12 protein-coding genes and 1 pseudogene are annotated in these 23,792 nt (G+C 67.7%); 7 read left to right on the top strand and 6 right to left on the bottom strand.

What is annotated here, in order from left to right; all coding sequences use genetic code 11:
- Positions 1 to 490 precede the first annotated feature (490 nt).
- From dnaE to D7V80_RS29435, 4 genes are all read left to right on the top strand, one after another.
- Positions 491 to 4,036: a DNA polymerase III subunit alpha gene (dnaE, locus tag D7V80_RS29450; RefSeq protein WP_120591322.1), complete on the top strand. Its 3,546-nt coding sequence runs from the start codon at positions 491 to 493 to the stop codon at positions 4,034 to 4,036.
- A gap of 20 nt (positions 4,037 to 4,056) precedes the next feature.
- A complete protein-coding gene (locus D7V80_RS29445; protein ID WP_120591321.1) occupies positions 4,057 to 4,860 on the top strand; it encodes an SDR family oxidoreductase in 804 nt (267 codons plus the stop codon).
- 124 nt (positions 4,861 to 4,984) lie between these two features.
- Positions 4,985 to 8,413 carry a lamin tail domain-containing protein gene (locus D7V80_RS29440; RefSeq protein ID WP_147447245.1) on the top strand — a complete coding sequence of 1,143 codons (3,429 nt, stop codon included), beginning with the start codon at positions 4,985 to 4,987 and terminating at the stop codon, positions 8,411 to 8,413.
- Positions 8,414 to 8,650: 237 nt separating this feature from the next.
- Positions 8,651 to 10,603, top strand: a complete 1,953-nt coding sequence (locus D7V80_RS29435; RefSeq protein ID WP_120591319.1) for a M3 family metallopeptidase — start codon at positions 8,651 to 8,653, stop codon at positions 10,601 to 10,603.
- A 57-nt stretch (positions 10,604 to 10,660) separates the two neighbouring features.
- Here D7V80_RS29435 and D7V80_RS29430 read toward each other — a convergent pair whose 3' ends face one another.
- Entirely contained in the window at positions 10,661 to 13,168 is a 2,508-nt protein-coding gene (locus D7V80_RS29430; protein WP_120591318.1) for a glycogen/starch/alpha-glucan phosphorylase, read from the bottom strand.
- Positions 13,169 to 13,445: 277 nt separating this feature from the next.
- Between D7V80_RS29430 and D7V80_RS29425 the strand changes: the two genes are divergently transcribed.
- Complete coding sequence (locus D7V80_RS29425; RefSeq protein WP_120591317.1) at positions 13,446 to 14,033, top strand: DUF2378 family protein; 588 nt, start codon at positions 13,446 to 13,448, stop codon at positions 14,031 to 14,033.
- Between the two features lie 71 nt (positions 14,034 to 14,104).
- Here the strand turns inward: D7V80_RS29425 and D7V80_RS29420 are convergent, their stop codons facing one another.
- The 4 genes from D7V80_RS29420 to D7V80_RS29405 form a co-directional block, all read right to left on the bottom strand.
- Complete coding sequence (locus D7V80_RS29420; protein WP_014399126.1) at positions 14,105 to 15,295, bottom strand: peptidoglycan DD-metalloendopeptidase family protein; 1,191 nt, start codon at positions 15,293 to 15,295, stop codon at positions 14,105 to 14,107.
- A gap of 94 nt (positions 15,296 to 15,389) precedes the next feature.
- A complete protein-coding gene (locus tag D7V80_RS29415; protein ID WP_120549430.1) occupies positions 15,390 to 16,883 on the bottom strand; it encodes a SpoVR family protein in 1,494 nt (497 codons plus the stop codon).
- Between the two features lie 42 nt (positions 16,884 to 16,925).
- Positions 16,926 to 18,035 carry a DUF444 family protein gene (locus D7V80_RS29410; RefSeq protein ID WP_120575833.1) on the bottom strand — a complete coding sequence of 370 codons (1,110 nt, stop codon included), beginning with the start codon at positions 18,033 to 18,035 and terminating at the stop codon, positions 16,926 to 16,928.
- A gap of 35 nt (positions 18,036 to 18,070) precedes the next feature.
- Entirely contained in the window at positions 18,071 to 20,134 is a 2,064-nt protein-coding gene (locus D7V80_RS29405) for a PrkA family serine protein kinase (protein ID WP_014399123.1), read from the bottom strand.
- Positions 20,135 to 20,706: 572 nt separating this feature from the next.
- Between D7V80_RS29405 and D7V80_RS29400 the strand changes: the two genes are divergently transcribed.
- Positions 20,707 to 22,296: a glycosyltransferase family 39 protein gene (locus tag D7V80_RS29400; RefSeq protein WP_120591316.1), complete on the top strand. Its 1,590-nt coding sequence runs from the start codon at positions 20,707 to 20,709 to the stop codon at positions 22,294 to 22,296.
- A 27-nt stretch (positions 22,297 to 22,323) separates the two neighbouring features.
- Here D7V80_RS29400 and ruvX read toward each other — a convergent pair whose 3' ends face one another.
- Complete coding sequence (gene ruvX, locus D7V80_RS29395) at positions 22,324 to 22,779, bottom strand: Holliday junction resolvase RuvX (protein WP_120591315.1); 456 nt, start codon at positions 22,777 to 22,779, stop codon at positions 22,324 to 22,326.
- Positions 22,780 to 22,990: 211 nt separating this feature from the next.
- Here ruvX and D7V80_RS29390 point away from each other — a divergent pair.
- Positions 22,991 to 23,792 (top strand): annotated as a pseudogene (locus tag D7V80_RS29390) (hypothetical protein); the annotation flags it as partial.

Raw genomic sequence — 23,792 nt, 5'->3', positions numbered from 1 at the left:
CCCCAAGAGCGCCCCCAGCACCAGCCCCACCACGCAGTACGCGCCGATGAGCCGTGCCACCTGCCACAGCACCACGCTCCGCCACTCGTTCCAGACGTACTCCGTGACGAAGCTGCTCTCGTTCCCCTGGTAACCCAGTTGCATGTTCAGCAGGGCACAGAGTGTGTAGAGCGTCAGGAAGACGAGCAGGCCCGCACGGCAACCAAGCAGGAGGGCGCGTCCGAGGGTCGGGGGTGTACGGGCGAAGGCGGGCATCCTGGGGCAGCGTGGTCATGAATCCCACGGGCGTCACCCCATGCCCGGAGGGAGTGCCCACGCCCGGACGGACGGGGGGCCGGAATTCCGCTCCGGGTGTCTCCCAGGCCGGTTTTCCGGGCCCCGCACGCGCCCGTTCCGCTTCTTTCTTCTGGCCCCGTCACTGGACTGGCGAGCAGGGGTTGCGGGCTCTAGTGTTCAGGCGCCTCTTTCTTCACCGGGAGCCGGAACGCCCATGTCCTTTACCCACCTTCACCTCCACACCCTCTATTCGCTGCTGGATGGGGCCATCCGGATGAAGGACCTCATCAAGACGGTGAAGGAGAAGGGCATGTCGAGCGTGGCCGTGACGGACCACGGCAACATGTTCGGCACCATCGACTTCTACAAGAAGGCCAAGGACGCCGGCATCAAGCCCATCCTCGGCCTGGAGGCCTACGTCGCCGGCCCCAAGGGGCGCGAGGACCGTTCGGAGAAGGTGGCCCACCACCTCATCCTCCTGGCCAAGAACGCGGAGGGCTACGCGAACCTGCGCTACCTGTCCTCCACCGCGTACATGAACGGGTTCTACTACCACCCGCGCATCGACAAGCAGGTGCTCGCGGAGCACAGCAAGGGCCTGGTCGGCCTCACCGCGTGCCTGGGCGGTGAAGTCACGAGCGCGTGCTTCCGCGGCGACATGGACCACGCCCGCCGCGTGGCGGCTGAGTACAAGGGCATCTTCGAGCCCGACAGCTTCTACCTGGAGGTCCAGTCCAACGGCATGGTCGAGCAGGACAAGGCCAACGAGAACCTGAAGCAGCTGTCTCGTGACCTGGACATCCCGCTCGTCGCCACCGCGGACGCGCACTACATCAAGCGCGAGGACGCCAAGGCGCACGAGCTGCTCATGTGCATCGCCAGCGGCAAGACGCTGGCGGACAACAAGCGCCTGCGCCACTCCACCGACAAGCTCTACGTCACGAGCCCGGAGGAGATGCTCGGCTTCTTCTCCGACTCGCCGGAGGCCGTGCACAACAGCATGCGCATCGCGGAGATGTGCAACGTGGAGCTGAAGCTGGGCAAGCCCATGCTCCCCACGTTCAAGGTGCCGGACGGCCACACCCCGGACACCTTCATGTCGGAGCTGGCCTACGAGGGCCTGCGCCAGCGCTTCAAGGAACTGGAAGGCCAGTACCCCATCGACCGCGAGCAGTACCAGGCGCGCCTCACCCTGGAGCTGGGCGTCATCCAGCGCATGGGCTTCAGCGGCTACTTCCTCATCGTCCAGGACTTCATCAACTGGGCCAAGGACCACAACATCCCGGTGGGCCCGGGCCGTGGCTCCGGCGCGGGTTCGCTGGTCGCCTACGCGCTGCGCATCACTGACCTGGACCCCATCCCGTACAACCTCCTCTTCGAGCGCTTCCTCAACCCGGAGCGCGTGTCGATGCCGGACTTCGATATCGACTTCTGCCAGGACCGGCGCGACGAGGTCATCAAGTACGTGGGCCGCAAGTACGGCGAGATGAACGTGGGGCAGATCATCACGTTCGGTTCGCTCAAGGCCAAGAGCGTGCTGCGCGACGTGTGCCGCGTCTTCGGCCTGCCCTTCAGCGAAGGCGACCGCATCGCCAAGCTGGTGCCCGAAGTCCTCAACATCACCTTGAAGGAGGCCATCGAGATGGAGCCTCGCCTCAAGGAGATGATCGAAAAGCCCCAGAACATCGGTGAGGTGGAGGGCAACCCCGTCACCACCAAGGACGTGCTCGAAATCGCGCTCGCGCTGGAGGGCCTGCACCGCCAGCCCGGCATGCACGCCGCGGGCGTGGTCATCGCGGACAAGCCGCTCTGGGAGTTCGTGCCCGTCTACCAGCCGCCCGGTGAAAAGATCCTCATCACCCAGTTCGCCAAGGACGAGGTGGAGGCCGCGGGCCTGGTGAAGTTCGACTTCCTCGGCCTCAAGACGCTCACCGTCATCCAGCACGCGCTGGACCTGGTGAACCGCAACCACGGCAAGGACATCAAGCGGCACGAAATCCCGCTGCACGACGAGAAGATGTGGCAGCTGATGGCGGAGGGCGACACCGCCGGCGTCTTCCAGATGGAGTCCAGCGGCTTCACCGAAATGGTGATGAAGCTCAAGCCGACCTGCTTCGAAGACGTCATCGCCGCGGGCGCGCTCTACCGCCCGGGTCCGCTGGACTCCGGCATGGTGGACGTCTTCATCAACCGCAAGCACGGCCGGGAGAAGGTGGCCTACCCGCACCCCAACCTGGAGCCGGTGCTCAAGGACACCTACGGCGTCATCGTCTACCAGGAACAGGTGATGCAGATCTCCCAGGTGCTGGGAGGCTACACCCTGGGCCGCGCCGACCTTCTTCGCCGCGCCATGGGCAAGAAGAAGGCCGAGGTCATGCAGGCCGAGCGCGCCGGCTTCCTGGAGGGCTGCAAGACCAACAACGTGGACCTGAAGGTCGCGGGCGAAATCTTCGACCTGATGGAGAAGTTCGCCGAGTACGGCTTCAACAAGAGCCACTCCGCGGCGTACGGCCTGGTCACCATCCACACGGCGTGGCTCAAGGCCCACTACCCGTGCGAATTCATGGCCGCCCTTCTCACCAGCGAGAAGGACAACACCGACAAGGTGGTGAAGCACATCGGCGAGGCCCGCGAGTCGGGCACGCAGGTGCTGCCGCCGGACGTGAACCAGTCCGACATGGCCTTCGGCGCGGTGGAGGGGAAGATCCGCTTCGGGCTCGGCGCCATCAAGGGCGTGGGCGAGGGCGCCATCGAGTCCATCCTGGAGGCGCGCAAGGAAGGCCCCTTCAAGAGCCTCTTCGACTTCTGCGAGCGCGTGGACGGCCGCCGCGTCAACCGCAAGGTGCTCGAAGCGCTGGTCAAGGCCGGCGCCTTCGACTTCGAGAAGCGCCCCCGCGCGCAGCTCTTCGAGACCATCGAGCGCGCGATGAACCGCGGCTCCTCCAGCCAGAAGGACAAGGCCGCCGGCCAGAGCTCGCTGTTCGGCATGCTCGCGGGCCCCGCGTCCTCCGGCACCGGCCTCAAGGACGACTACGCGGCGGTGGAGGAGTGGCCGGAGAAGGAGCGCCTGGCCTTCGAGAAGGAGGCCATCGGCTTCTACGTGTCCGGCCACCCGCTGTACCAGTACGAGAAGGAGCTCAAGCGCTACGCGCGGCCCATCACCGCCGTGCAGCGCGCGCGCCGCGACGAGAAGCTCACCGTGGCGGGCATCATCACCGTGCTGCGCGAGCGCCCCACCAAGACGGGCAAGCGCATGGCGTGGGTCACCATCGAGGATTTGTCCGGCTCCACGGAGCTGGTGTGCTTCCCGGGCAAGGACGGCACGCGCAACGTGATGGGCAAGGACGGCAAGTGGTCCAAGCAGGGCCCCAAGCCGGGCTACGAGCACTGGGAGCACCTGCTCAAGTCGGACGACCCCATCCTCGTCACCGGCACCGTGCAGATCTCCCAGCGCGACGAGAACACGCCCACCGCGGAGCTCATCGTCGAGGACATCCAGAGCCTCAAGGCCGTGCGTGAGAAGCGCACCAAGCGCCTGGAGCTGCGGCTGCCCGCGGAGATCGTCACCGAGGAGCGGCTGGCGAAGCTCAACGAGCTGGCGAAGAAGTACGCGGGCGCGACGCCGGTCGCGGTGAGCGTGCTGTTCCCCGGGGAGGCGGAGGCGCACATCTCCGGCACCACCCTCAAGGTGCAGGTGAACGACGATTTGCTCCTCGCGGTGGACCGCCTCTTCGGGCAGAAGGTCGTGGAGTTCGGCTGATTTCGAAAGGAAGCGACCCCATGGCGGACAGCGTGTTCAAGGATGGGCTGCTCAAGGGCAAGACGGCGTTCGTCTCCGGCGGCAGCAGCGGCATCAACCTCGGCATCGCCACCGCGTTCGTGAAGGCGGGCGCGAAGGTGGCCATCAACGGCCGCAACGTGGAGAAGCTGGAGGGCGCGGTGAAGGGCCTCCAGGCCCACGGCACCGCCATGGGCGTGGCCGCCGACGTGCGCGACTACGCGTCCGTGGAAAAGGCGCTCCAGCAGGTGAAGGACGCGTACGGCGAAATCGACGTGCTGGTGTGCGGCGCGGCCGGCAACTTCCCCGCGCCCGTGCTGGGCATGTCCGCCAACGGCTTCAAGGCGGTGATGGACATCGACGTGCTGGGCACCTTCAACGTGTCCCGCGCCGCCTTCGAACACCTGCGCAAGCCGGGCGCCGCCGTCATCAACATCTCCGCGCCCCAGGCCTACCTGCCCATGGCCATGCAGGCCCACGTGTGCGCCGCCAAGGCCGGCGTGGACATGCTCACCCGCGTGCTCGCCATCGAGTGGGGCGGCACGGGCGTGCGCGTCAACGCCATCACCCCGGGCCCGATCGAGGGCACGGAGGGCATGAGCCGCCTGGCTCCGTCGGAAGGCGCCCGTCAGAAGCTCGCGGAGGCCCTGCCGCTCCAGCGCTTCGGAAAGCCGGACGACATCGCCCGGCTGGCCCTGTTCCTGGCCTCGGACGCCGCGTCGTACATCACCGGCGCCATCATGGTCTGCGACGGTGGCCAGTCCCTGCTGGGCGGCGCCGCGGTGCTTCAAGCCATCAACGGCTGATTGCAGCCGACGTGCACGGTCCCGGCCCTGCTTCGCGGTGGCCGTGGGAGGTCTGCTAGAAAGCACTGCAACCCCGCGTGAAGCGCAAACGCCGCGCGGGGCTGCTCGCTGGACGGAGACATCCATGTCCCCACGGATCGCTGTGCTCGCCCGCTGTCTGGGGCTGAGCGTGCTGTGTCTGGGCTTGTCGCTGGGCTGCAAGGACTCTGGAACCCCGTCGCAGCCTCCACCGGAGGTGGAAGGCGTGGTGGACGCGGCCGCCTCCAGGGTGGTGGTGGACCGGCCCACGGGAGTGCTGGCGAACGGCAGCGACTTCGCGGTCATCACGGTGACGGCGCTGCGCAAGGCGGACGGCTCGCGGCTGTCCGGGCGCTCGGTGTCGCTGACGGTGGAGGGGGAGGGCGCCTCCGTTCTGGAGTCGGCGCTCGTCACCGACATCACCGGCGTGGCCCAGGCGCACGTGACGTCCACGGCGCCGGGCGTGAAGACGGTGAAGGCGTCCGTGAAGGACGACACCGGCAAGATGACGCCGCTCACCGCGACGGCCACGGTGGCCTTCGCGGACGTCAGCACCGTGAAGACGCTGGCGTTCCGCTCGGCGCTGCCGGATGGCGTGGCGGGCGAGCCGCTCAAGCTCCTGGTGGTGGAGGTGCGCAACGGCGCGGGCGAGGTGGTGACGGACAGCACGACGGAGGTGACGCTGTCCTTGGGCTCCGGCGGCATCGTGTTCCCGGAGGGCCAGGTGAAGGTGGCGGCGGTGAACGGCGTCGCGACCTTCCCGGACGTGGTGCTGAAGAAGGCGGGCAAGGGCTATCACTTCATCGCGAACGCCCCGGGCTTCGAGCCCGTGAGCAGCACCGTCTTCACGGTGGAGCCTGGTGCCGTGTCGGCGCTGGGGCTGGACCACTTCCTGGATACCGCCACGGCGGGTGTGGCGGAGGCCCTGGAGATCACGCTCGCGGACACGTACGCCAACACGGTGACGAACTACGCGGGCACGGTGACGCTGACGTCCACGGACGCGGCCGCGACGCTGCCCTCCCACGCGTTCACCGCCACGGACGCGGGCAGGTTCAAGTTCCAGGGCATCACCTTCCGCACGGCCGGGCCTCAGTTCCTGACGATTGCTGACAGCACGGGGGCCTTCTCCTTCGAGTCCAGGGTGCTCGTGTCCGCCGCGGCGCCCTCGAAGCTGGTGTTCACGCAGCAGCCGGCCTCGCCCGTGCCGGTGCGCGCCTCCCTGGGGGACGTGAAGGTGGCGGTCCAGGACGCCTTCGGCAATCCGCTGTCGGTGACCGGGCTGGCGGTGAAGCTGGCGCTGGTGGGCGGCACCTTCGCGCAGGGCATCCCCACGCACACCACCGAGGAGGGCGTGGCCACCTTCACCGGCCTCAGCATCGACGACGAAGGCACGTACCAGCTCCAGGCGAGCGCGGACGGCCTTCAGGAGGCCACGTCCGCGAACCTGACCCTCTCCGACACGCAAGCGCCGGCCGCCGCGGCGGGCTTCAGCGCGACGGCGGCGTCCAGCGACAGCATCCGGCTGGACTGGCAGGCCCCGGGCGATGACGGCATCCAGGGCACGGCCGCGCGCTACGAGCTGCGCTACGCCATGTCCGCCATCACCGACGCCAACTTTGATTCCGCCACGCCCGTGACGGGCGTGGGCTCACCCCAGACGGCGGGCACGGCGGAGTCCTTCACCGTCACCGAACTGACGGCGGTCACGACGTACCACTTCGCCCTGAAGGCATTCGACGGCGCGGGCAACGCCAGCGCGCTCGCCACCGCGAGCACCGCGACCTTGAGCCTGTGCGCCGGTCATGTATGCACGCCGCCCGCGTCCCAGTGCGCGGAGGACGGCACCTCGCTGGAGGTCTACTCATCGGTGTGCGTGGTGCAGGACGGCACGCCGACCTGCGTGGACGGCGGGATGGAACTCCAGGCCTGCCCCGGCGCGGACGCGGTCTGCTACGCGGGCGCGTGCGCCAATGCACCGCACCCGGGCGCGGGCGAGCTGGTCCTGTCGGAGGTGATGCACTCGCCGTCCGCGGGCACCACCGAGTACCTGGAGCTGACCAACACCACGTCGAAGCTGCTGGATGCCAACGGCCTGGTGGTGGACCTGATGGATGGCGCGGGCACGGCCACGTCCATCACGGTGAACCACGGCCACGCGCTGCTGGTGCCGGCGGGGGGCCGTACGGTGCTCGCGCAGGACGCGAACTTCACGCGCAACGGTGGCGTGGTGGCGAACCACGCCTGGGGCACCGATATCTCCCTGGACAACACCGGCAGCATCACGCTCAAGCAGGGCACGGTGACGGTGGACAGCCTCACGTACACGAGCGCGTTCCCGCAGACGACGGGCCACGCGATGAGCCTTGCGTCCAGCATCGTGGGCACGAAGGCCAGCGCGCGGTCCTGGTACTGGTGTGACTCCACCGTCCGCCTGTCCGGCGGGGACCGGGGCACGCCGGGCCAGGCCAACGACGACTGCGGCCAGACCGTGGACAAGCCGCTCTTCTCCTGCAACGTCTACTACCCGAAGACGTTCCCGACCGGGGACGGCGTCTTCCCGGAGTTCATCTCCACGACCGACAGCTACGACATCCTCAGCCGGTTCGAGAGCTACGACGTCACGACGCGGAACGAGCAGGGCAACGACTTCTACCCCTTCATCGAGGCGCAGCTGGGCTACGGCACGGACACCACCAACCCCGCGGGCTGGACGTGGATACCGGCGGACTTCAACGCCCAATACAGCATCTTCAGCTCCTGGAGTGACGAGATGAAGGCGCCGCTGCGGATCCCCACGCCCGGCACGTACAGCTACGGCTTCCGCTACCGGTTCACGGACCCGGGGGCGCCGTGGGAGTACTGTGATCGGTTCGGCAAGACGGTGCCGCCCTTGGGCGACTACGGCTCGGTGCTGGTGGCCAAGGATCCGCTGACGAACCACGTGGTCATCAGCGAGTTCAGCGGAGGCAAGGGCTCGGACGCGGCCGCGACGGACGAGTTCATCGAGCTCTACAACCCGACGAACAAGGACGTGGACCTGTCCGGCTGGCGGGTGAGCTACAAGTCCGCGACCGGGGCTTGGGACCCAGCGGATGCGGTCACCATTCCGGAGGGCTATGTCATCCTCGCCCACGGGTACTTCCTCCTGGGCGGAGCCAATTTCACCGGTGATGGCATGAGCCTGCCGGACCTCGCGTACACCTTCGACGCAACGGCCTCCACGACCGGTGGCGGCCACATCCGCGTCCAGCGCCCCGTGAGCGGGCCCGGGGGCACGACGTACGTGGACGTGGACACGCTGGGCTTCGGCACCGGGGATTCCCCTGAAGGCGCCGCGGCCCCGGCCCATCCGGCGGTGGGCGGGAGCCTGGAGCGCAAGGCCGTGTCCACCTCCACCTCCGCCACCCTGGCCGTGGGGGGCGCGGACGCCGCCCGGGGCAATGGGCAGGACACGGACGACAACAGCGTGGACTTCGTGCCCCGCGCCACCCGGCAGCCCCAGGGCACCACGAGCGCGCTCGAGTACCACTGACGCCTCCGCCTCACCCCTGAGAAGTCCCAGGAGGGCCGCCTCCGGCACGCACGCCGGGGCGGCCTTCCGTCGTTGGGGCACCGCCCGCCCGTCCGCCGCCCGACGGACAGGGCGGGGGAGGGCGTCCACTGCCCGGCAACCGCTCGCGCCGGACCACTCGGATGCTGCCAGGAAGGACGGGGCGCATTAGCTTTGAGCCCTTTCCCGCACACCCACGGCTTGAGAGGAGCCTTCCCCGTGTCCGAGCCCCTGGTCCCCGACGCCGCCCGCCACGTCACCTGCCCGCCCGAGGAGTTCCGCCGCGCGAGCGAGGAGGCCCTGGCCAAGGCCCGCGACGGCATCGCGCGACTGAAGACGCTGCCCGCCTCCACGCCCCCCAAGGACGTCCTGGAGCTGTTCGACGAGTCCTCCGCCGCGCTGGATGACGCCGCCTCGCGCGCCAGCGTCGTGCGCCACACGCACCCGGAAGCCGCCCTGCGCGAGGCCGCGGAAGCCTCCGAGCAGGCCATCGAGAACCTGGCCAACGACATCCGCATGGACCGGGGCGTCTACGACGTCCTGGCGCGCGTGGACCTGTCCCAGCAGGACGCCGCCACGCGCAAGTGGATGGAGAAGGTGCTGCGCGACTTCCGCCGCGCCGGCGTGGACCGCGACGACGCCACCCGCGCGAAGGTGAAGGCGCTCCAGGAGGAGCTGGTCCGCATTGGCCAGGAGTTCAGCCGCAACATCAGCCAGGACACCCGCAAGGTGTCCCTGCCTCCGTCCGCGCTGGACGGCCTGCCGGAGGACTACGTGCGCGCGCACGCCCCCGGCGAGGACGGCCAGGTGCGCATCTCCACGGACTACCCGGACCTGGTGCCCTTCCTCACCTACGCGCGCGACGGCAAGGCCCGCGAGGAGCTGTGGCGCGCCAACCGCCAGCGCGGCTACCCCGCCAACGTGAACGTGCTCCAGAGCCTGGTGCAGAAGCGCCATGAGCTGGCCACGCTGCTGGGCTACCCGCACTGGGCCGCCTACGCCACCGAGGACAAGATGGTGCGCACCGCGGACGCCGCGGGCACCTTCATCCGGAAGATCGCCGACGCGTCCGAAGAGCGCATGAAGCGCGACTACGCGGTGCTCCTGGAGCGCAAGCGCAAGGACGACCCGAACGCCGACCAGGTGAACCCGTGGGACTCCGGCTACCTGGATGACCGCGTGAAGGCGGAGCAGTACGCCTTCGACTCGCAGACGGTGCGCCCGTACTTCGAATACACGCGCGTGAAGCAGGGCGTGCTGGACCTCACCGCGCGCCTCTTCGGCGTCACCTACCGCCCGGTGAAGGACGTGCCCGTGTGGCACCCGGACGTGGAGGCCTACGACGTCTATGAAGGCACCACGCTCAAGGGCCGCTTCTTCCTGGACATGCACCCGCGCGCGGACAAGTACAAGCACGCGGCCCAGTTCACGCTGACGAGCGGCAAGTCAGGCCGGCGGCTGCCGGAAGGCGCGCTCATCTGCAACTTCCCCAAGCCCGGCACGGAGCCCGCGCTCATGCAGCACGGCGACGTGGAGACGTTCTTCCACGAGTTCGGCCACCTGCTGCACCACATCTTCGGAGGCCACACGCAGTGGGCGGGCCTGTCCGGCGTGCGCACGGAGTGGGACTTCGTGGAGGCCCCGTCGCAGATGCTGGAGGAGTGGGCGCGCGACGTGACGTGCCTTCAGACCTTCGCGAAGCACTACCAGACGGGAGAGGCGCTGCCCGCGGAGCTGGTGGAGCGCATGCTCGCCGCGGACGAGTTCGGCAAGGGGCTCTTCGTGCGTCAGCAGATGTTCTACGCGGCGCTCAGCCTGGAGCTGTACCGGCGCGACCCGAAGAACCTGGACGCCACCGCGCTCGTGCGTGAGCTGCAGGGCCAGTACATCCCCTTCCCGTACCTGGAGGGCACGTACTTCCACCTCACCTTCGGGCACCTGGATGGGTACTCGTCCAACTACTACACGTACATGTGGTCGTTGGTCATCGCGAAGGACCTCTTCACGGTGTTCCAGACGAAGGGCCTGCTCAACCCGGAGCCCGCGCAGGCCTACCGCCGCGCGGTGCTGGAGCCGGGCGGCTCCGACGACGCCGCCCGCCTCGTGAACCACTTCCTCGGCCGCGACTACGACTTCCGCGCGTACGAAGCCTGGCTCAACAAGGCCGCCTGAGCGGCGGATGACACGGCAGCCCCAGGAAGCTGGGGCTGCCGGTGCTTCAGCGGGACATCACTCCACGTTCGTCTGCTGCACGCGCCAGATCTCCTCCGCGTACTGCTTGATGGTGCGGTCGGAGGAGAAGATGCCCGCGCGGGCGACGTTGATGATGCACTTCTTCGTCCAGGACTCGGTGTCCTTGTACGCGCGCGCCACGTCCTCCTGCTTCGCCGCGTAGGACGCGAAGTCCGCCAGCACCAGGTAGCGGTCCTCGTTGAGCAGGCTGTCCACCAGCGGCTGGAAGAGGTTGCGGTCCTCCGGGGAGAAGAAGCCGGAGCGGATGAGGTCCAGCGCCTCGCGCAGCTCCGTGTTGGACTCGTACACCTCGCGCGGCTTGTAGCCGGCCTTCTTGCGCGCGATGACCTCATCCGCCGTGAGGCCGAAGAGGAAGAAGTTCTCGTCGCCCACCGCGTCGCGGATCTCCACGTTGGCGCCGTCCAGCGTGCCCAGCGTCAGCGCGCCGTTGAGCATCAGCTTCATGTTGCCCGTGCCGGAAGCCTCCCAGCCCGCCGTCGAAATCTGCTCGGACACGTCCGCCGCGGGGATGATGCGCTCCGCCAGGCTCACCCGGTAGTTGGGCAGGAACACCACCTGCAACCCCGTGGCGCCCGCGTCGCTGTTGACGACCTCCGCGATGCCGTTGATGAGCCGGATGGTCAGCTTCGCCAGGTGGTAGCCCGGGGCCGCCTTCGCGCCGAAGAGGAACGCGCGCGGCGTGATGACGCTGGACGGGTCGCGCCGCGCCTTCATCCACAGCGCCACGATGTGGACGGCATCCAGCAGCTGCCGCTTGTACTCGTGCAGGCGCTTGATCTGCACGTCGAAGATGGCGTCCGGATTGAGCTGCACCCAGCGCAAATCCCTCACGTGCTGGGCCAGCTCCTCCTTGTTGGCGCGCTTCACCTCGCGGAAGGCCTTGCGGAACTCCGGGTCCTCCGCGTGCGGCTCCAGCTTCTGGAGCAGGTCCAGGTCCGTGGCCCAGCCCTCGCCAATGCGGCTGGTGATGAGCTTGGACAGGCGCGGGTTGCACCACGCCAGCCACCGGCGCGGCGTCACGCCGTTGGTCTTGTTGTTGAAGCGCTCCGGGTACATCTGCGCGAAGTCCGGGAGCACGTCGCGGCGCAAGAGGTCCGTGTGCAGCGCGGCCACGCCGTTGATGCTGTGGCTGCCCACCACGGCCAGGTGGGCCATGCGGATCTTCTTCTCCGGGCCCTCCTCCACCAGGCTCATCCGCTGCTGCTTCTCCACGTCGAACGGGTAGCGGATCTGCACCTGACGCATGAAGCGCTGGTTGATCTCGAAGATGATTTCCAGGTGGCGCGGCAAGAGCCGCTCGAACAGCGACACCGGCCAGCGCTCCATGGCCTCCGCCAGCAGCGTGTGGTTGGTGTAGCCGAACGTCTCCTGGGTGATGGACCAAGCCTCGTCCCAGAGCAGGCGCTTCTCGTCCACCAGCACGCGCATCAGCTCCGCCACGCCAATGGCCGGGTGCGTGTCATTGAGCTGGATGGCCACCTTCCGGGAGAAGTCACGGAAGTCGTTGTGGTTCTTCAGGTAGCGCCGGACGATGTCCGCGATGGAGCACGCCACGAAGAAGTACTGCTGCTTGAGGCGCAGCTCCTTGCCGGCCTGGAACGCGTCGTTGGGATAGAGGACCTTGGAGATGACCTCCGAGTCGTTCTTCTCCACCACGGAGCGCTCGTAGTCACCGGCGTTGAAGAGCAGCAGGTCGAACTCCGCGCTCGCGCGCGCCTGCCACAGCCGCAGCGTGTTGACCGTGTTGTTGCCGTAGCCCGCGATGGGCGTGTCGTACGGCACGCCGATGACCGTCTTGCCGCCCACCCAGCGCGCCACGGGCCGGCCATCCGGCCCCTGGTGGTGCTCCACGCGCCCGAAGAAGCGCACCGGCACCGCCTTCTCCGGCCGGACGATCTCCCACGGGTTGCCGAACTTCAGCCACTCGTCCGCGCGCTCCACCTGGTGTCCCTCCACCAGGTCCTGGGAGAAGATGCCGAACTCGTAGCGGATGCCGTAGCCCATGCCCGGGTAGCCCAGGGTGGCCAGCGAATCCAGGAAGCACGCCGCCAGCCGGCCCAGACCGCCGTTGCCCAGGCCCGCGTCCGGCTCCATCTCCAGCAGCTGGCTCAGGTCCACGCCGACTTCCTGCATGGCGGCGGCCGCGGCCTCGTACATGTTGAGGTTGAGCAGGTTGTTGCCCAGCGCGCGCCCCAGCAGGTACTCCGCGGACAGGTAATAGGCGCGCTTGACGTCCTGCTCGTAGTAGGTGCGCGCCGTCTTCACCCAGCGGTCCGTGAGGCGGTCGCGCACGGCCAGGGACAGCGCCATGAAGCGGTCGTGCGGCGTGGCCGTCTCCGGGTTCTTGCCGCGCGAATACCGCACGTGTTCGAAGAAGCCGCGACGGACGCTGGCCGCGTCGAGCCCGGTGCGTCCGCTGTCTTCGGGGGTTCCCGAGGCGGAGGGCGGGGGCGATGCGGGGCGCGCGGAGGCGGGAGGAGCCATAAGTCGGTCGTCTCGAAGGTCGCGAGGGGGTTGATGGACTGCGCAAGCGTCCGCGCTTTGACGCGGGACGCCCATGATGGAAGGGTACCGTGTCACGCCAGCCCAGGGCAGGGGAAACCCACGTCCTCCGCCCGGGGTCGGCCGCTTCCCCCGCCAGGGAGGGAAGGTGCTGGGAGACCCGCCGTGACGCGGTGCGGCCCCAGGGAATGACAGACATCCGCACCGTCCTCCTGAGAGGGACCGGAATCGCGCGGAAGTAGGGTAAAACGCTTTGTGCATGTCCCTCCCCCTGGATGACCTGGAGCAGCGCATTGCCCTCACCCGGCCGGGGGACACCGTGCGAGGGCTGAGCTTCGCGGCGGTGCTGCGGCTCGTGCACCAGCGGCTGGGGCGTGACGAGGCGGAGCGTCTGCGCGCGCCGCTCATGCAGCGCAGCCCCGTGGACTTCTTCTCCTACCCGGCGGTGGACTTCCTGCGGCTGCTCGCCTTCGCGTCGGAGGCGCTCCAGCCGGAGTTCGGCACGCGTGACGCGGCCCTGCGGGCGTGCGGGGAGGCCATCGTCGGGACGTTCTTCGAGTCCACGGTGGGGCAGACGCTCCTGCGCCTCACCTCTGGCGGCGGAGACCCCAAGCGCCTCTACGGCAACGCGCCCGCGTCGTACTCCACCGCGGTGAGCTACGGGCAGCGCGAGTACCAGGCCCTGGGCGACAAGCGCGTGCGGCTCTTCTTCAAGGGCGACCTGCTGCCCGTGGAGGTCCACGAGGGCATCCTCGGGGGCCCCCTCACCGCGCTCCACCGCGAGGGCAGCGTGCGGGGCACCGAGCGGGGCCTGGGGGACTCCGAGTTCATCATCGAGTGGACCTGAGAAAAGCGACGGGCCCCGCTCCACCGTGAAGGGGAGGGGGCCCGTGGGCTTTCAACTCCAGACGTCCGCGTCTACTTCGTGGCGGTGGGTGGAGGGCCCGCCTGGCCGGCGACGGCGGCCACGGACACGGCGTCAATCTGCTGGGCCAGGTCGTGCGCCTTGGCGAGGAAGTCCGCCGTCAGCTCCTTGGGCAGCGGATCCGCGCGGGGGAACTTCTGGGTGAGCGGGTTGGCGTAGGTGCCGTTGCGCTTCAGGCCGAAGTGCAGGTGCGGGCCGGTGGAGCGGCCGGTGTTGCCGGAGTAGGCAATCACCTGCTTCTGCCGCACGCGCTGGCCGGCGCGCACGCCGTCGCCAAAGCGCGACAGGTGCATGTACTGCGTCTCCATGCCGTTGGCGTGGCGCAGCACCACCATGTTGCCGGCTGCGCCCGCGTTGCCCGCGGACACGACGGTGCCGTCCGCCACGGCCCACACCGGGGTGCCAATGGGCGTGCCGTAGTCCACGCCGTTGTGGTTCTTCACGTACTGGAGCACCGGGTGGAAGCGCGACCCGAAGCTGCTGGTGACGTGCGCGTACTTCAGCGGGCTCTTGAGGAAGGTCTTCTTCGCGCTGGCGCCGTCCTCCTGGAAGAAGTTGGCCTCGCCGTTGGGCAGCACGTAGCGGAACACGCGCTTGTTGCCCACCAGGCCGCCCTCATACGTGGCCGCCAGCACCTCGCCGTAGCGCAGCACGCGGCCCTTGGAGACGAACTTCTCCACCAGCGCCTTGGCCTTGTCGCCCTTGCGCACGTCCCGGTAGAAGTCGATGTCCCACGCGAACACATCCGACAGCACCAGTCCGATGGACGGGTCCTCGCCCGCCGCCAGCGTCGCCTCGTACAGGGACGAGCTGATCTCCAGCGACACCAGCGACACCTGCTTCTCCACCTCGATGGAGCGCTTGCTGCCGACGTACTTCTCCCCGTCGCGGCGCACCTGCCACTCGTCCACGGTGCTCTGGCGGTAGTCGAAGAAGTCCAGCTCGCCGTTCTTCATCACCAGCCGGAACTGGTCGCCCACGCGCGACTTGCGGAAGTCGAACACGCCCTCCAGCGCGGAGATGACCGCCGTCACCTGCTCGTCGGGCAGCTGCGCGTCGTGCAGCGCGCCCGCCAGCGTCTGGCGCGGCTCGATGCGGCGGTTCTTGATTTCGAACTGGGTGGCGGCTTCGGACGTCGAAGCCACCCCGAGGGCGGCAAGGCAGAGGAGGGAAGCGGTCTTCATGGGGGGCGATACAGGAGTGTAGAGGACTGTTGGTCCTCCGCCCAAATCCTGACCGCACTTCCTCAGCCCGCCTGCCTGCTTGAGGCTTCCGCCCTTACAGCTCCACTTTCTTTTCGGAGTGGTGCTGCCCGTCGTAGCGCAGGAGGGTCCCCTTGCCGTCGTAGCGGGTGATGATGTTCACCGGCCGCCGCCAGAGGGACTGGAGGTTGCGCAGCGTCTCCCGCGCGTAGTCGCCCTTCAGGTCCTGCCCGTCGTGCTTGTGCGCGAGCAGCAGCTCCGAGCGGTTCTCGTAGTTGCCGTCCACCACTTCGATGATGGGCTGCCCGAAGTTGGTGAGCGACGTGAGCAGCTTGTTCTTCACCTTGCGGAACTCGCGGTCCAGGATCTCCCACGAGTTGCGCTTGTCGTTGAAGCCGTAGACGAAGAGCTTCTGCTGCTGGGCGAACTCGGCGGTGAGGAACGTGTCGATGAAGGTGATGTCGTTGTAGTGCTTGCGCACCTCGAAGATCTTCTCGCGCCCCGCGCCCAGCTTCTTGTCCCAGGCCTGGCGCGCGCGAAGGTCATCGCACTCGTCCCACTCCTTGCCGAACTTGCCCTTGTTCCACCGGTCCTCGATGTCCCGCCACAGCTCGATGCCCAGCTTGTACGGGTTGATGGCGCCGGGGCGCACGCCCATGGTGCCGGAGTGGTGGTCCGCGTAGTCGATGATCTCATCGTCCCGCAGCGCCCGGCGGGTCATGATGGTGGAGTGCCAGTAGCTGGCCCACCCCTCGTTCATGATCTTCGTCTGGCCCTGCGGCGCGAAGTAGTACGCCTCGTCGCGCAGGATGGAGAGGATGTCCACCTCCCACGGCTCCAGCGGCGCATGCTCCAGGAGGAAGTAGAGCACGTCGCGCTGCGGGCGCTCCGGGAAGCGCTTGCGCTGCTGCTTCTCGTCCTCCGCGCGCTTGCGCTGTGAGTCCATGAACTCGGAGGGGTTGATGAAGCCGCGCATGTACTCGCGGTTCACCTTGAAGCCCTCCACGCGCTCGTTGGACTTGGCTTCCTCTTCCGCGCGCTGCGGGTCCGGGTTGCGCCGGATGTGGGGCGCGTGCTGGTCGATGAGGTTCTCCAGCGACAGCGTCCGGTCGATGAAGTCCTCCACCTTCTCCACGCCAATCTTGTCCACCCACCGCCGGACGCGGGTGGCGTGGTTGGCCATGTCGTCAATCATCCGGCGGTTGGTGTGCCGGAAGGAGAAGTTGTTCTTGAAGAAGTCGCAGTGACCGTAGACGTGGGCCATCACCAGCTTCTGGTCCACCTCCGGGTTGCTCTCCATCAAGTAGGCGTAGCAGGGGTCATTGTTGATGACGAGCTCGTAGATTTTCGAAAGCCCGTACTCGTACCCCTTCGCCAGCTGCTCGTACTCCATGCCCCAGCGCCAGTGGGGATAGCGGGTGGGGAAGCCGCCGTAGGCGGCCACCATGTTCATCTCGTCGTAGGACACCATCTCGAAGACGGTGTCGAAGAAGTCCAGGCCGAACTCCTTGGCGTAGCCGTGGATTTCGTCCCGCAGCGCTGCGAGTCGCGGTGTGAGGCTCTTGGGCATGGGGCGGTGGCTCCGGTGGGGGATGAGACAGAAGCGCTCTTGTCAGCGCCCCTTGCCGAGGAAGTCCTTGATGGAGGCGTAGATGGCGTCCTTGTCCGCGATCTCGCTCAGCGAGACGTTGTTCGTGTCACCCACCGCCTCGCGCAGGTCCTTGATGAACTGCCCGCTGCCGTAGGGGGACTCCACCTGCCCGTAGGCGAACTGGTTCACCTGCGGGAGGATGTCGTTGCGGAGCATCTCGATGCACTGGCGCGTGTCGTCCGCGCTCCAGTTGTCCCCGTCGCTGAAGTGGAACGGGTAGATGTTCCACGCGCTCTTCGGGTAGTCCGCCTGGATGATGTCCCGGCACAGCTTGTACGCGCTGGAGATCATCGTCCCGCCGGACTCGCGGGTGTGGAAGAACGTGTCGCGGTCCACCTCGCGCGCCACCGCGTCGTGGATGATGTAGCGAGACTCCAGGCCCTTGTATTGATGCTTGAGCCACGTATCGAGCCAGAAGCTCTCGATGCGGACGATCTCCTTCTGCTCGTCCCCCATGGAGCCGGACACGTCCATCATGTAGATGATGACCGCGTTGGTTTCGGGCAGCTCCTGCAGCTTGTAGCTGCGGTAGCGCCGGTCCTCGCGCGTGGGGATGATGACCGGCATCTTCGGGTCGTAGGTGCCGGTGGCGATCTGCCGCTTCAGGGCCTGCTTGAAGGTGCGCTTGAAGTGGCGCAGGGACTCCGGGCCCGTGGTGTTCACGCCCGTGTACTTCACCTTCTGCGTGACGATGCGCTCGTTCTGCCGCCGTTCAATCCGCGGCAGCTGGAGCTCTTCGCCCAGGATCTGCGCCAGCTCCTCCAGCGTGACGTCCACCTCCAGGGCGTGGTCTCCCTCGCCCTGGCCGGCCTGATGCCCGTCCCCGGGCTCCACCGCCCCGGGGCCGAGCTGCTGACCCACCTCACCGTCTCCCTGTCCGACGCCGCCCTGCTCCTTGTGGCCGTACTTGAAGCGCGGGATGTCGATGAAGGGGATGGGGATGCTGATGGCATCCTTGCCCTTCTTGCCCAGCATCTCGCCCTTCTGCACGTACTTGCGCAGGTTGGCTTTGATCTTCCCGCGGACGATCTGTTTGAAGCGGGAGTGGTCCTGGTGGATCTTCAAGGTCACGGTGTCACGTCCCTCTTGGACAAGGCGCTATCGCGTTACTCCTTGGCGTCACCGCGGGCGAAGATGCTGGCCACGAAGTTCAGCACGTCCGTGGAGCAGATCTCGCAGTACCCGTAGTTCTTCATCATCCGGTCCTTCACCAGGTCGATCTTCTCCTGGGTCTCCTTGTCCACGACGGACGACACCAGGTTCTTGAGCTTGATGCTGTCCTTCTGGTCCTCGAACAGCTTCAGCTCCAGCGCCTTGTGCAGCCGCTCGTTGGTCCGGTAGTTGAAGGTCTTGCCCTCCACGGCGAGCGCGCCGATGTAGTTCATGATCTCCCCGCGGAAGTCGTCCTTGCGGCTCTCGGGGATGTCGATCTTCTCTTCAATCGACCGCATCAAGCGCTCATCCGGGACCTCGTAGATGCCGGTGTACTTGTTGCGGACCTTCTCCTTCTGGGTGAAGGCCTTGATGTTGTCGATGTAGTTGCCGCACAGCTTGCCGATGGCGTCCTCGTCGGCGCTGATGGCGCGCTGGACCTCGTTCTTGACGATGTCCTCGTACTCTTGCTTCACCGTGGTGAGCAGCTCCTTCATCCGCTTGCGCGCGTCCTCGGTGTTGATGAGGGAGTGCGTCTTCAAGCCGGCTTCCAGCTCGTTGAGCACCATGAAGGGGTTGATGCAGCCCTCGCCCTTGTCGCTCACCAGGGCGTTGCTGATCTTGTCCTGGATGTAGCGGGCGCTGATGCCCTCCAGGCCCTCGCGCACGGACTCCTTGCGCAGCTCCTTGATGTTGTCCTCGGTGAAGTTGGGGAGCGTCTTGCCGTTGTAGAGCTTGAGCTTCTGCAGGAGCGACAGGTTGTGCTTCTTGGGCTCCTCCAGGCGCGTGAGGACGGCCCACATGGCGGCCATCTCCAGCGTGTGCGGGGCGATGTGCTTGCCCTTGATGGCGCGGGAGTTGAAGTCCTTCTCGTAGATCTTCACCTCTTCCGCGAGCTTGGTGATGTACGGGATGTCGATCTTCACCGTACGGTCGCGCAAGGCCTCCATGAACTCGTTGTTCTCGAGCTTCTTGTACTCGGGCTCGTTGGTGTGCCCGATGATGACCTCGTCGATGTCCGTCTGAGGGAACTTCTTCGGCTTGATCTTGTGCTCCTGCGACGCGCCGAGCAGGTCGTAGAGGAACGCGACGTCCAGCTTGAGCACCTCGACGAACTCGATGACGCCGCGGTTGGCGATGTTGAACTCGCCGTCGAAGTTGAAGGCGCGCGGGTCGGAGTCCGAGCCGTACTCGGCGATCTTCCGGTAGTTGATGTCGCCGGTGAGCTCCGTGGAGTCCTGGTTCTTTTCGTCCTTGGGCTGGAACGTGCCAATGCCCACGCGGTCCTTCTCACTGAAGATGAGCCGGTTGACGTGCACGTGGCCCATGACCTTGGCGAAGTCACCGCCGTACTGGGTCATCAGCTCCTTGAAGACGAAGCGGCACGCGGGGCACAGCTCGCAGCCGTTGGGAATCGTGTAGCCGGACTCCGGCGGGGACAGCTCGGAGAAGACCTTGTCACGCCACTCGCGGGGGATGAGGTTGAGGGGCTCCTCGTTCATCGGGCACTTCATCTTCTCCTTCGTCACCGTGCCGTCCGGCTGCTTCTTGTCGGTGAGCCAGGAGAAGGTGTACGCGGCGCCCTCGGGCGTCTTGGAGTACTCCTCCATGCCCTTCTTGAGCAGGCGGGCGATGGTGGACTTGGACGAGCCCACGGGGCCGTGCAGGAGGATGACGCGCTTCTCCGTGCCGTAGCCCTGGGCCGCGGACTTGAAGACGTTGACCAGCTTCATCAGCGGCACGTCCAGGCCGAAGATGGCGTCCCGGCCGCCGAAGCGCTCGTCACTGAAGAAGTGGTAGCGGGTGAGCTTCTTCTTGTTGTCGATGTACTCCGACTTCCCGTGGCTGAGGATCATGTCGTAGATCCTCTGGAAGGCGGTGCGGGTGACCTTGGGGTTCTTGCGGACGATTTCGAGGTAGTCCTCGAAAGAGCCCTCCCAGTTGAGTTCCGCGTAGGTCTTCACGTCCTGGAACGCGGCGATTCTGGAGACCCACGAGCCCTTCTCAGCGTCCTTCATGTCTCTCCCTCGTAGCCTCACAGGAGGACGCGAGGACTCGCGTGCTTCCGGGGGGCCAACATGGTGAACCTGGAGGGCTGGAAGGCCATTCCACACCCACTCCGAAGAGGTCCCAGGCGACGACAATCGCGATGCTTCAGCCCCTTCGGGACCCCGCCGCGGAGTGGGACCGCGCGTTCGGCTCGTGTCGGAGGGGAGCCGCCCTCCTCCACGGGGTGAAAAGGCACTTCGATTATAAGGACCCTGACGCGCGCTGGGAGGAGCCCCCCCGGTGCGATGTGTCCGGTCCCACCTCACCCAAGCGCGTACTTCCCGACGCTTGGGCTTCCGCTGGAGGACATCCCGTCCGGGCAAGCCCTCACTGTGGGGCGGCGTCCGTGTCCGCTCCACATGTCGGCGTGACGGCCGGCGCACCGGTTCCATCCCGCCCAGAAGGGTGCGTAACGGCGCGAATCCCATGCTGCCCGGGGAAGTGATTCCCGAAGAATCAGAGGGCAGGCGGGCGGGCACCGGGCAGGTGGGAGGGACGCTGGCTTGGCTTTGAGCCCTGCCTGCGTATCCTCGCGCGCGCCATGGTTCCCGCTTCGAGTCCCGCCGCCCTCGCTTCCCCTCCCGCCGCCGTGCCCGGTCTGTCCGCGGTGCCCGCACCCCAGCCCGAGCCGTCCACCCGGTGGTTGGTGGGACTGCTGCTCCTGGCGGCGCTCCTGCCCCGGTTGGGGGTGTTCTTCATCAACGAGAACCTCTTCGGGGACGCGGTGGTGCGCACGGAGCTGGCGGAGCGGTGGCTGGCCAACCCCCACGTCATCACGTCCTACAAGGACGGCACGTTCCAGTTCGGGCCCCTGCACCTGTACCTGGTGGGCGCGGTGCTGTCGGTGTTCGAGCGCGACGTGGCGGGCCGGCTGGTGAGCCTGTTGTTCGGGGTGGCGTCGGTGGTGCCGCTGTTCGCGCTGACGCGGAGGCTGTTCGGCTGGCGCGCGGGCGTGGCCGCGGGGCTCGCCTTCAGCGCGTGGGGCATGCACCTGCAGTTCTCCACCACCGCGGGCAGCGAGGCGGTGTCGCTCTTCTTCATGCTGGCGGTGTTCGCGCTGGTGGCGGAAGGGGTGGAGGAGAACCGCTTCCAGCCGCTGTTCTGGGGCGCGGTGCTGCTCAACTTCGCGTGCGCGCTTCGCTACGACGCGTGGATGTACATCCCGCTCATCACGGTGGCGCTGGTGTTCAGCAGCGAGGACCGGGTGGCGTCCCTGACGCGCGCGGTGGGCTTTGGCCTGGTGTGCCTGCCGTTCCCGCTGTTGTGGATGCAGGGCAACGAGCTGGCGCACGGCGACCCGTTCTTCCCCATCAAGGCGGTGGAGGACTTCCACAAGCAGTGGGTGTCCGACTCGGGCGGCGCTGGGGGCGCGCTGGGCTGGCGGCTGCAGCAGCTGGGGTTCTGGCCCGCGGTGGCGCTCTTCACGCTGACGCCCGGCGTGGCGCTGCTGGGCGGGGTGGGCATGGTGCGCGCGTGGAAGAAGCACCCGGAGACGCGCTGGCTGGTGGTGATGGCGGTGCTGCCCACGCTGTACTTCACCCTGCGCGCGGCGGTGCTCCTGAACTTCGTGCCCCTGGCGCGCTTCACGGTGACGCAGCTGGTGCTCCTGCCGGTGTTCATGGCGCCGGGCCTGGCTGCGCTGGTGGGCAACAAGGGGGCCTTCGCGCGCCGCGCGGTGGTGGGCGTGAGCGGGGTGCTGGCGGTGGTGATGCCGGTGGCGCTGGGCATCTACACCTTCCGCACCGAGGGCGGGCTGCATGACTCGCTGCGCCCGGTGAGCCCCACGTCCACGAACCCCGTGGCTGTGATGCAGGTGGCGCGCTACCTCAAGGAGGAGGTGGCGGCGAAGGGCGGCGCGGCGGCCATCGACGATGATCCGCGCTACATGGACCTGCAGGTGGCCTTCTTCTCCACGCTGCCGGAGATGCGCATGGCGCGCGTGCGCTGGGACACCTTCCGCCAGCGCATGGAGGACGCGCGGCCGGAGGTGCTGGTGCGCTTCGACGGCGGCAAGCTGGTGAAGGACCCGGGCGTGAAGCTGGAGGGGCGCACGCTGACGCTCGACGGCGTGGCGTACCAGGAGCAGGACGGCTTCTCGGCGCCGCTGCACGTGTACCGGCGCCAGCCGTAGTGCGTCCGGGCTTCCCGGAGGCGCTGCTCAGCCCTCCGGGTCGTAGTCGTCATCGTAGCCGTACTCGTTCTTGGGGCGGTGCGCGTCCAGCCAGCCCTGCAGGATGAACTGCGCGGCGAGCTGATCGATGACCTCCCGCCGCTTCTCCCGGCGCACGTCCGCCTCCAGGAGGGTGCGCTGGGCGGCCACGGTGGACAGCCGCTCGTCCCACAGCTCCACGGGCAGTCCGAGCGCGCTCTCCAGCACCTGCGCGAACTTGCGCGAGGCCTCCGCGCGGGGCCCCTCCGTGCCGTTCATGTTGAGGGGCAGCCCCAGGACGAAGCGCGTCACCTCGTGCTCCTTCACGAGCCGGGACAGCTCCGCCAGGTCCCCCTTGAGCGACGTGCGCCGCACGGTGGTGACCGCCTGGGCGGTGAGCCCCAGTCCATCCGAGACGGCCACGCCGATGGTCTTGGTGCCGTAGTCGAGCCCGAAGGTGCGCATGGGCGCGGGACTCTAGCCGCAATCCTCCGTTGCGGACCGACCCGTCCGTGGGTGGGGACGCGGCGGGTGGACCCCGTGGGCCAACCCCGCGTTTCGACTCGCCCCGCGCGCCGGTGCGCCCGGCATCGCCGCTGCAATGCCCGTCCGCGTCCGAAGAGACGGCGCGCGGCACCCGGCAGCACCCACTTCAACCCGTCGCGCGGGAGTATCGATGCTCGACATCCTGAAAGGCGTGGCGAACCTGCTGGGCGGTCCGATGACCGCCGTGGCCGACCTGGCGGGGGACGCCCTGGGGCTTCCCCCCGTCCTCACGAACTCCATCAAGACGGCCGCGGGGGTGATGAGCGGCAACGTGATGATGGCGGCCAGCGGCGCGCTGGGCGTGGCGGACGAGCTGAAGAAGAACCCATCCGCGAAGACGGAGTACTGCGCGCCCCAGGACGCGGCGAAGGCGGGCGCGGGCTACGCGAGCTCCGCTTCGTCGGGCGCTTCTTCGCAGGCGGGGGGCACCCCTGGAAGCCGCAGTCCGCTGGACCCCAAGCTGCTGGACTACGCGGACTCGCTGCGCACGCTGGAGGCGAACTTCGGCTACCTGGACCTGCTGGACGGCAAGAAGGACGGCTCGCTGTCGCACGCGGACCTCCAGCGCATCTCCCAGGACAAGAACGTGTCGCCCTCGCTCCGGGACGCGGCGAGGTTCCTCGTCGACAACCGCGCCTTCTTCGAACAGGTGGACACGGCGAAGAAGAGCCTCCTGACGCTGAAGCTGCCGGGCATGAACGATGACCGCATCGAGCTGATGGGCCTCCAGCAGGAGTCCAAGCGGCTGGCCGCGGAGTTCGCGAAGTACGGGCGTCCGGAGCGGCCGGGCCGTCCGTCCCCCTCCCCGAAGGATTGTGAGCCGACGCCGTCGGACTGCGCGCCGCCCACGACCGGCGGTGGCCCCCGGCCGGGCAGCGGGGCAGGGCGGCCGGGCACCGGAGGCACGGGCCGGCCGGGCAGCGGCACGGGGG

Origin of the sequence: Corallococcus sp. CA054B (assembly GCF_003611625.1) — a bacterium.
Lineage (GTDB): Bacteria > Myxococcota > Myxococcia > Myxococcales > Myxococcaceae > Corallococcus > Corallococcus coralloides.
Note: the sequence above shows the minus strand (reverse complement) of the source record. Positions and strands in the feature narration are given on the sequence as shown.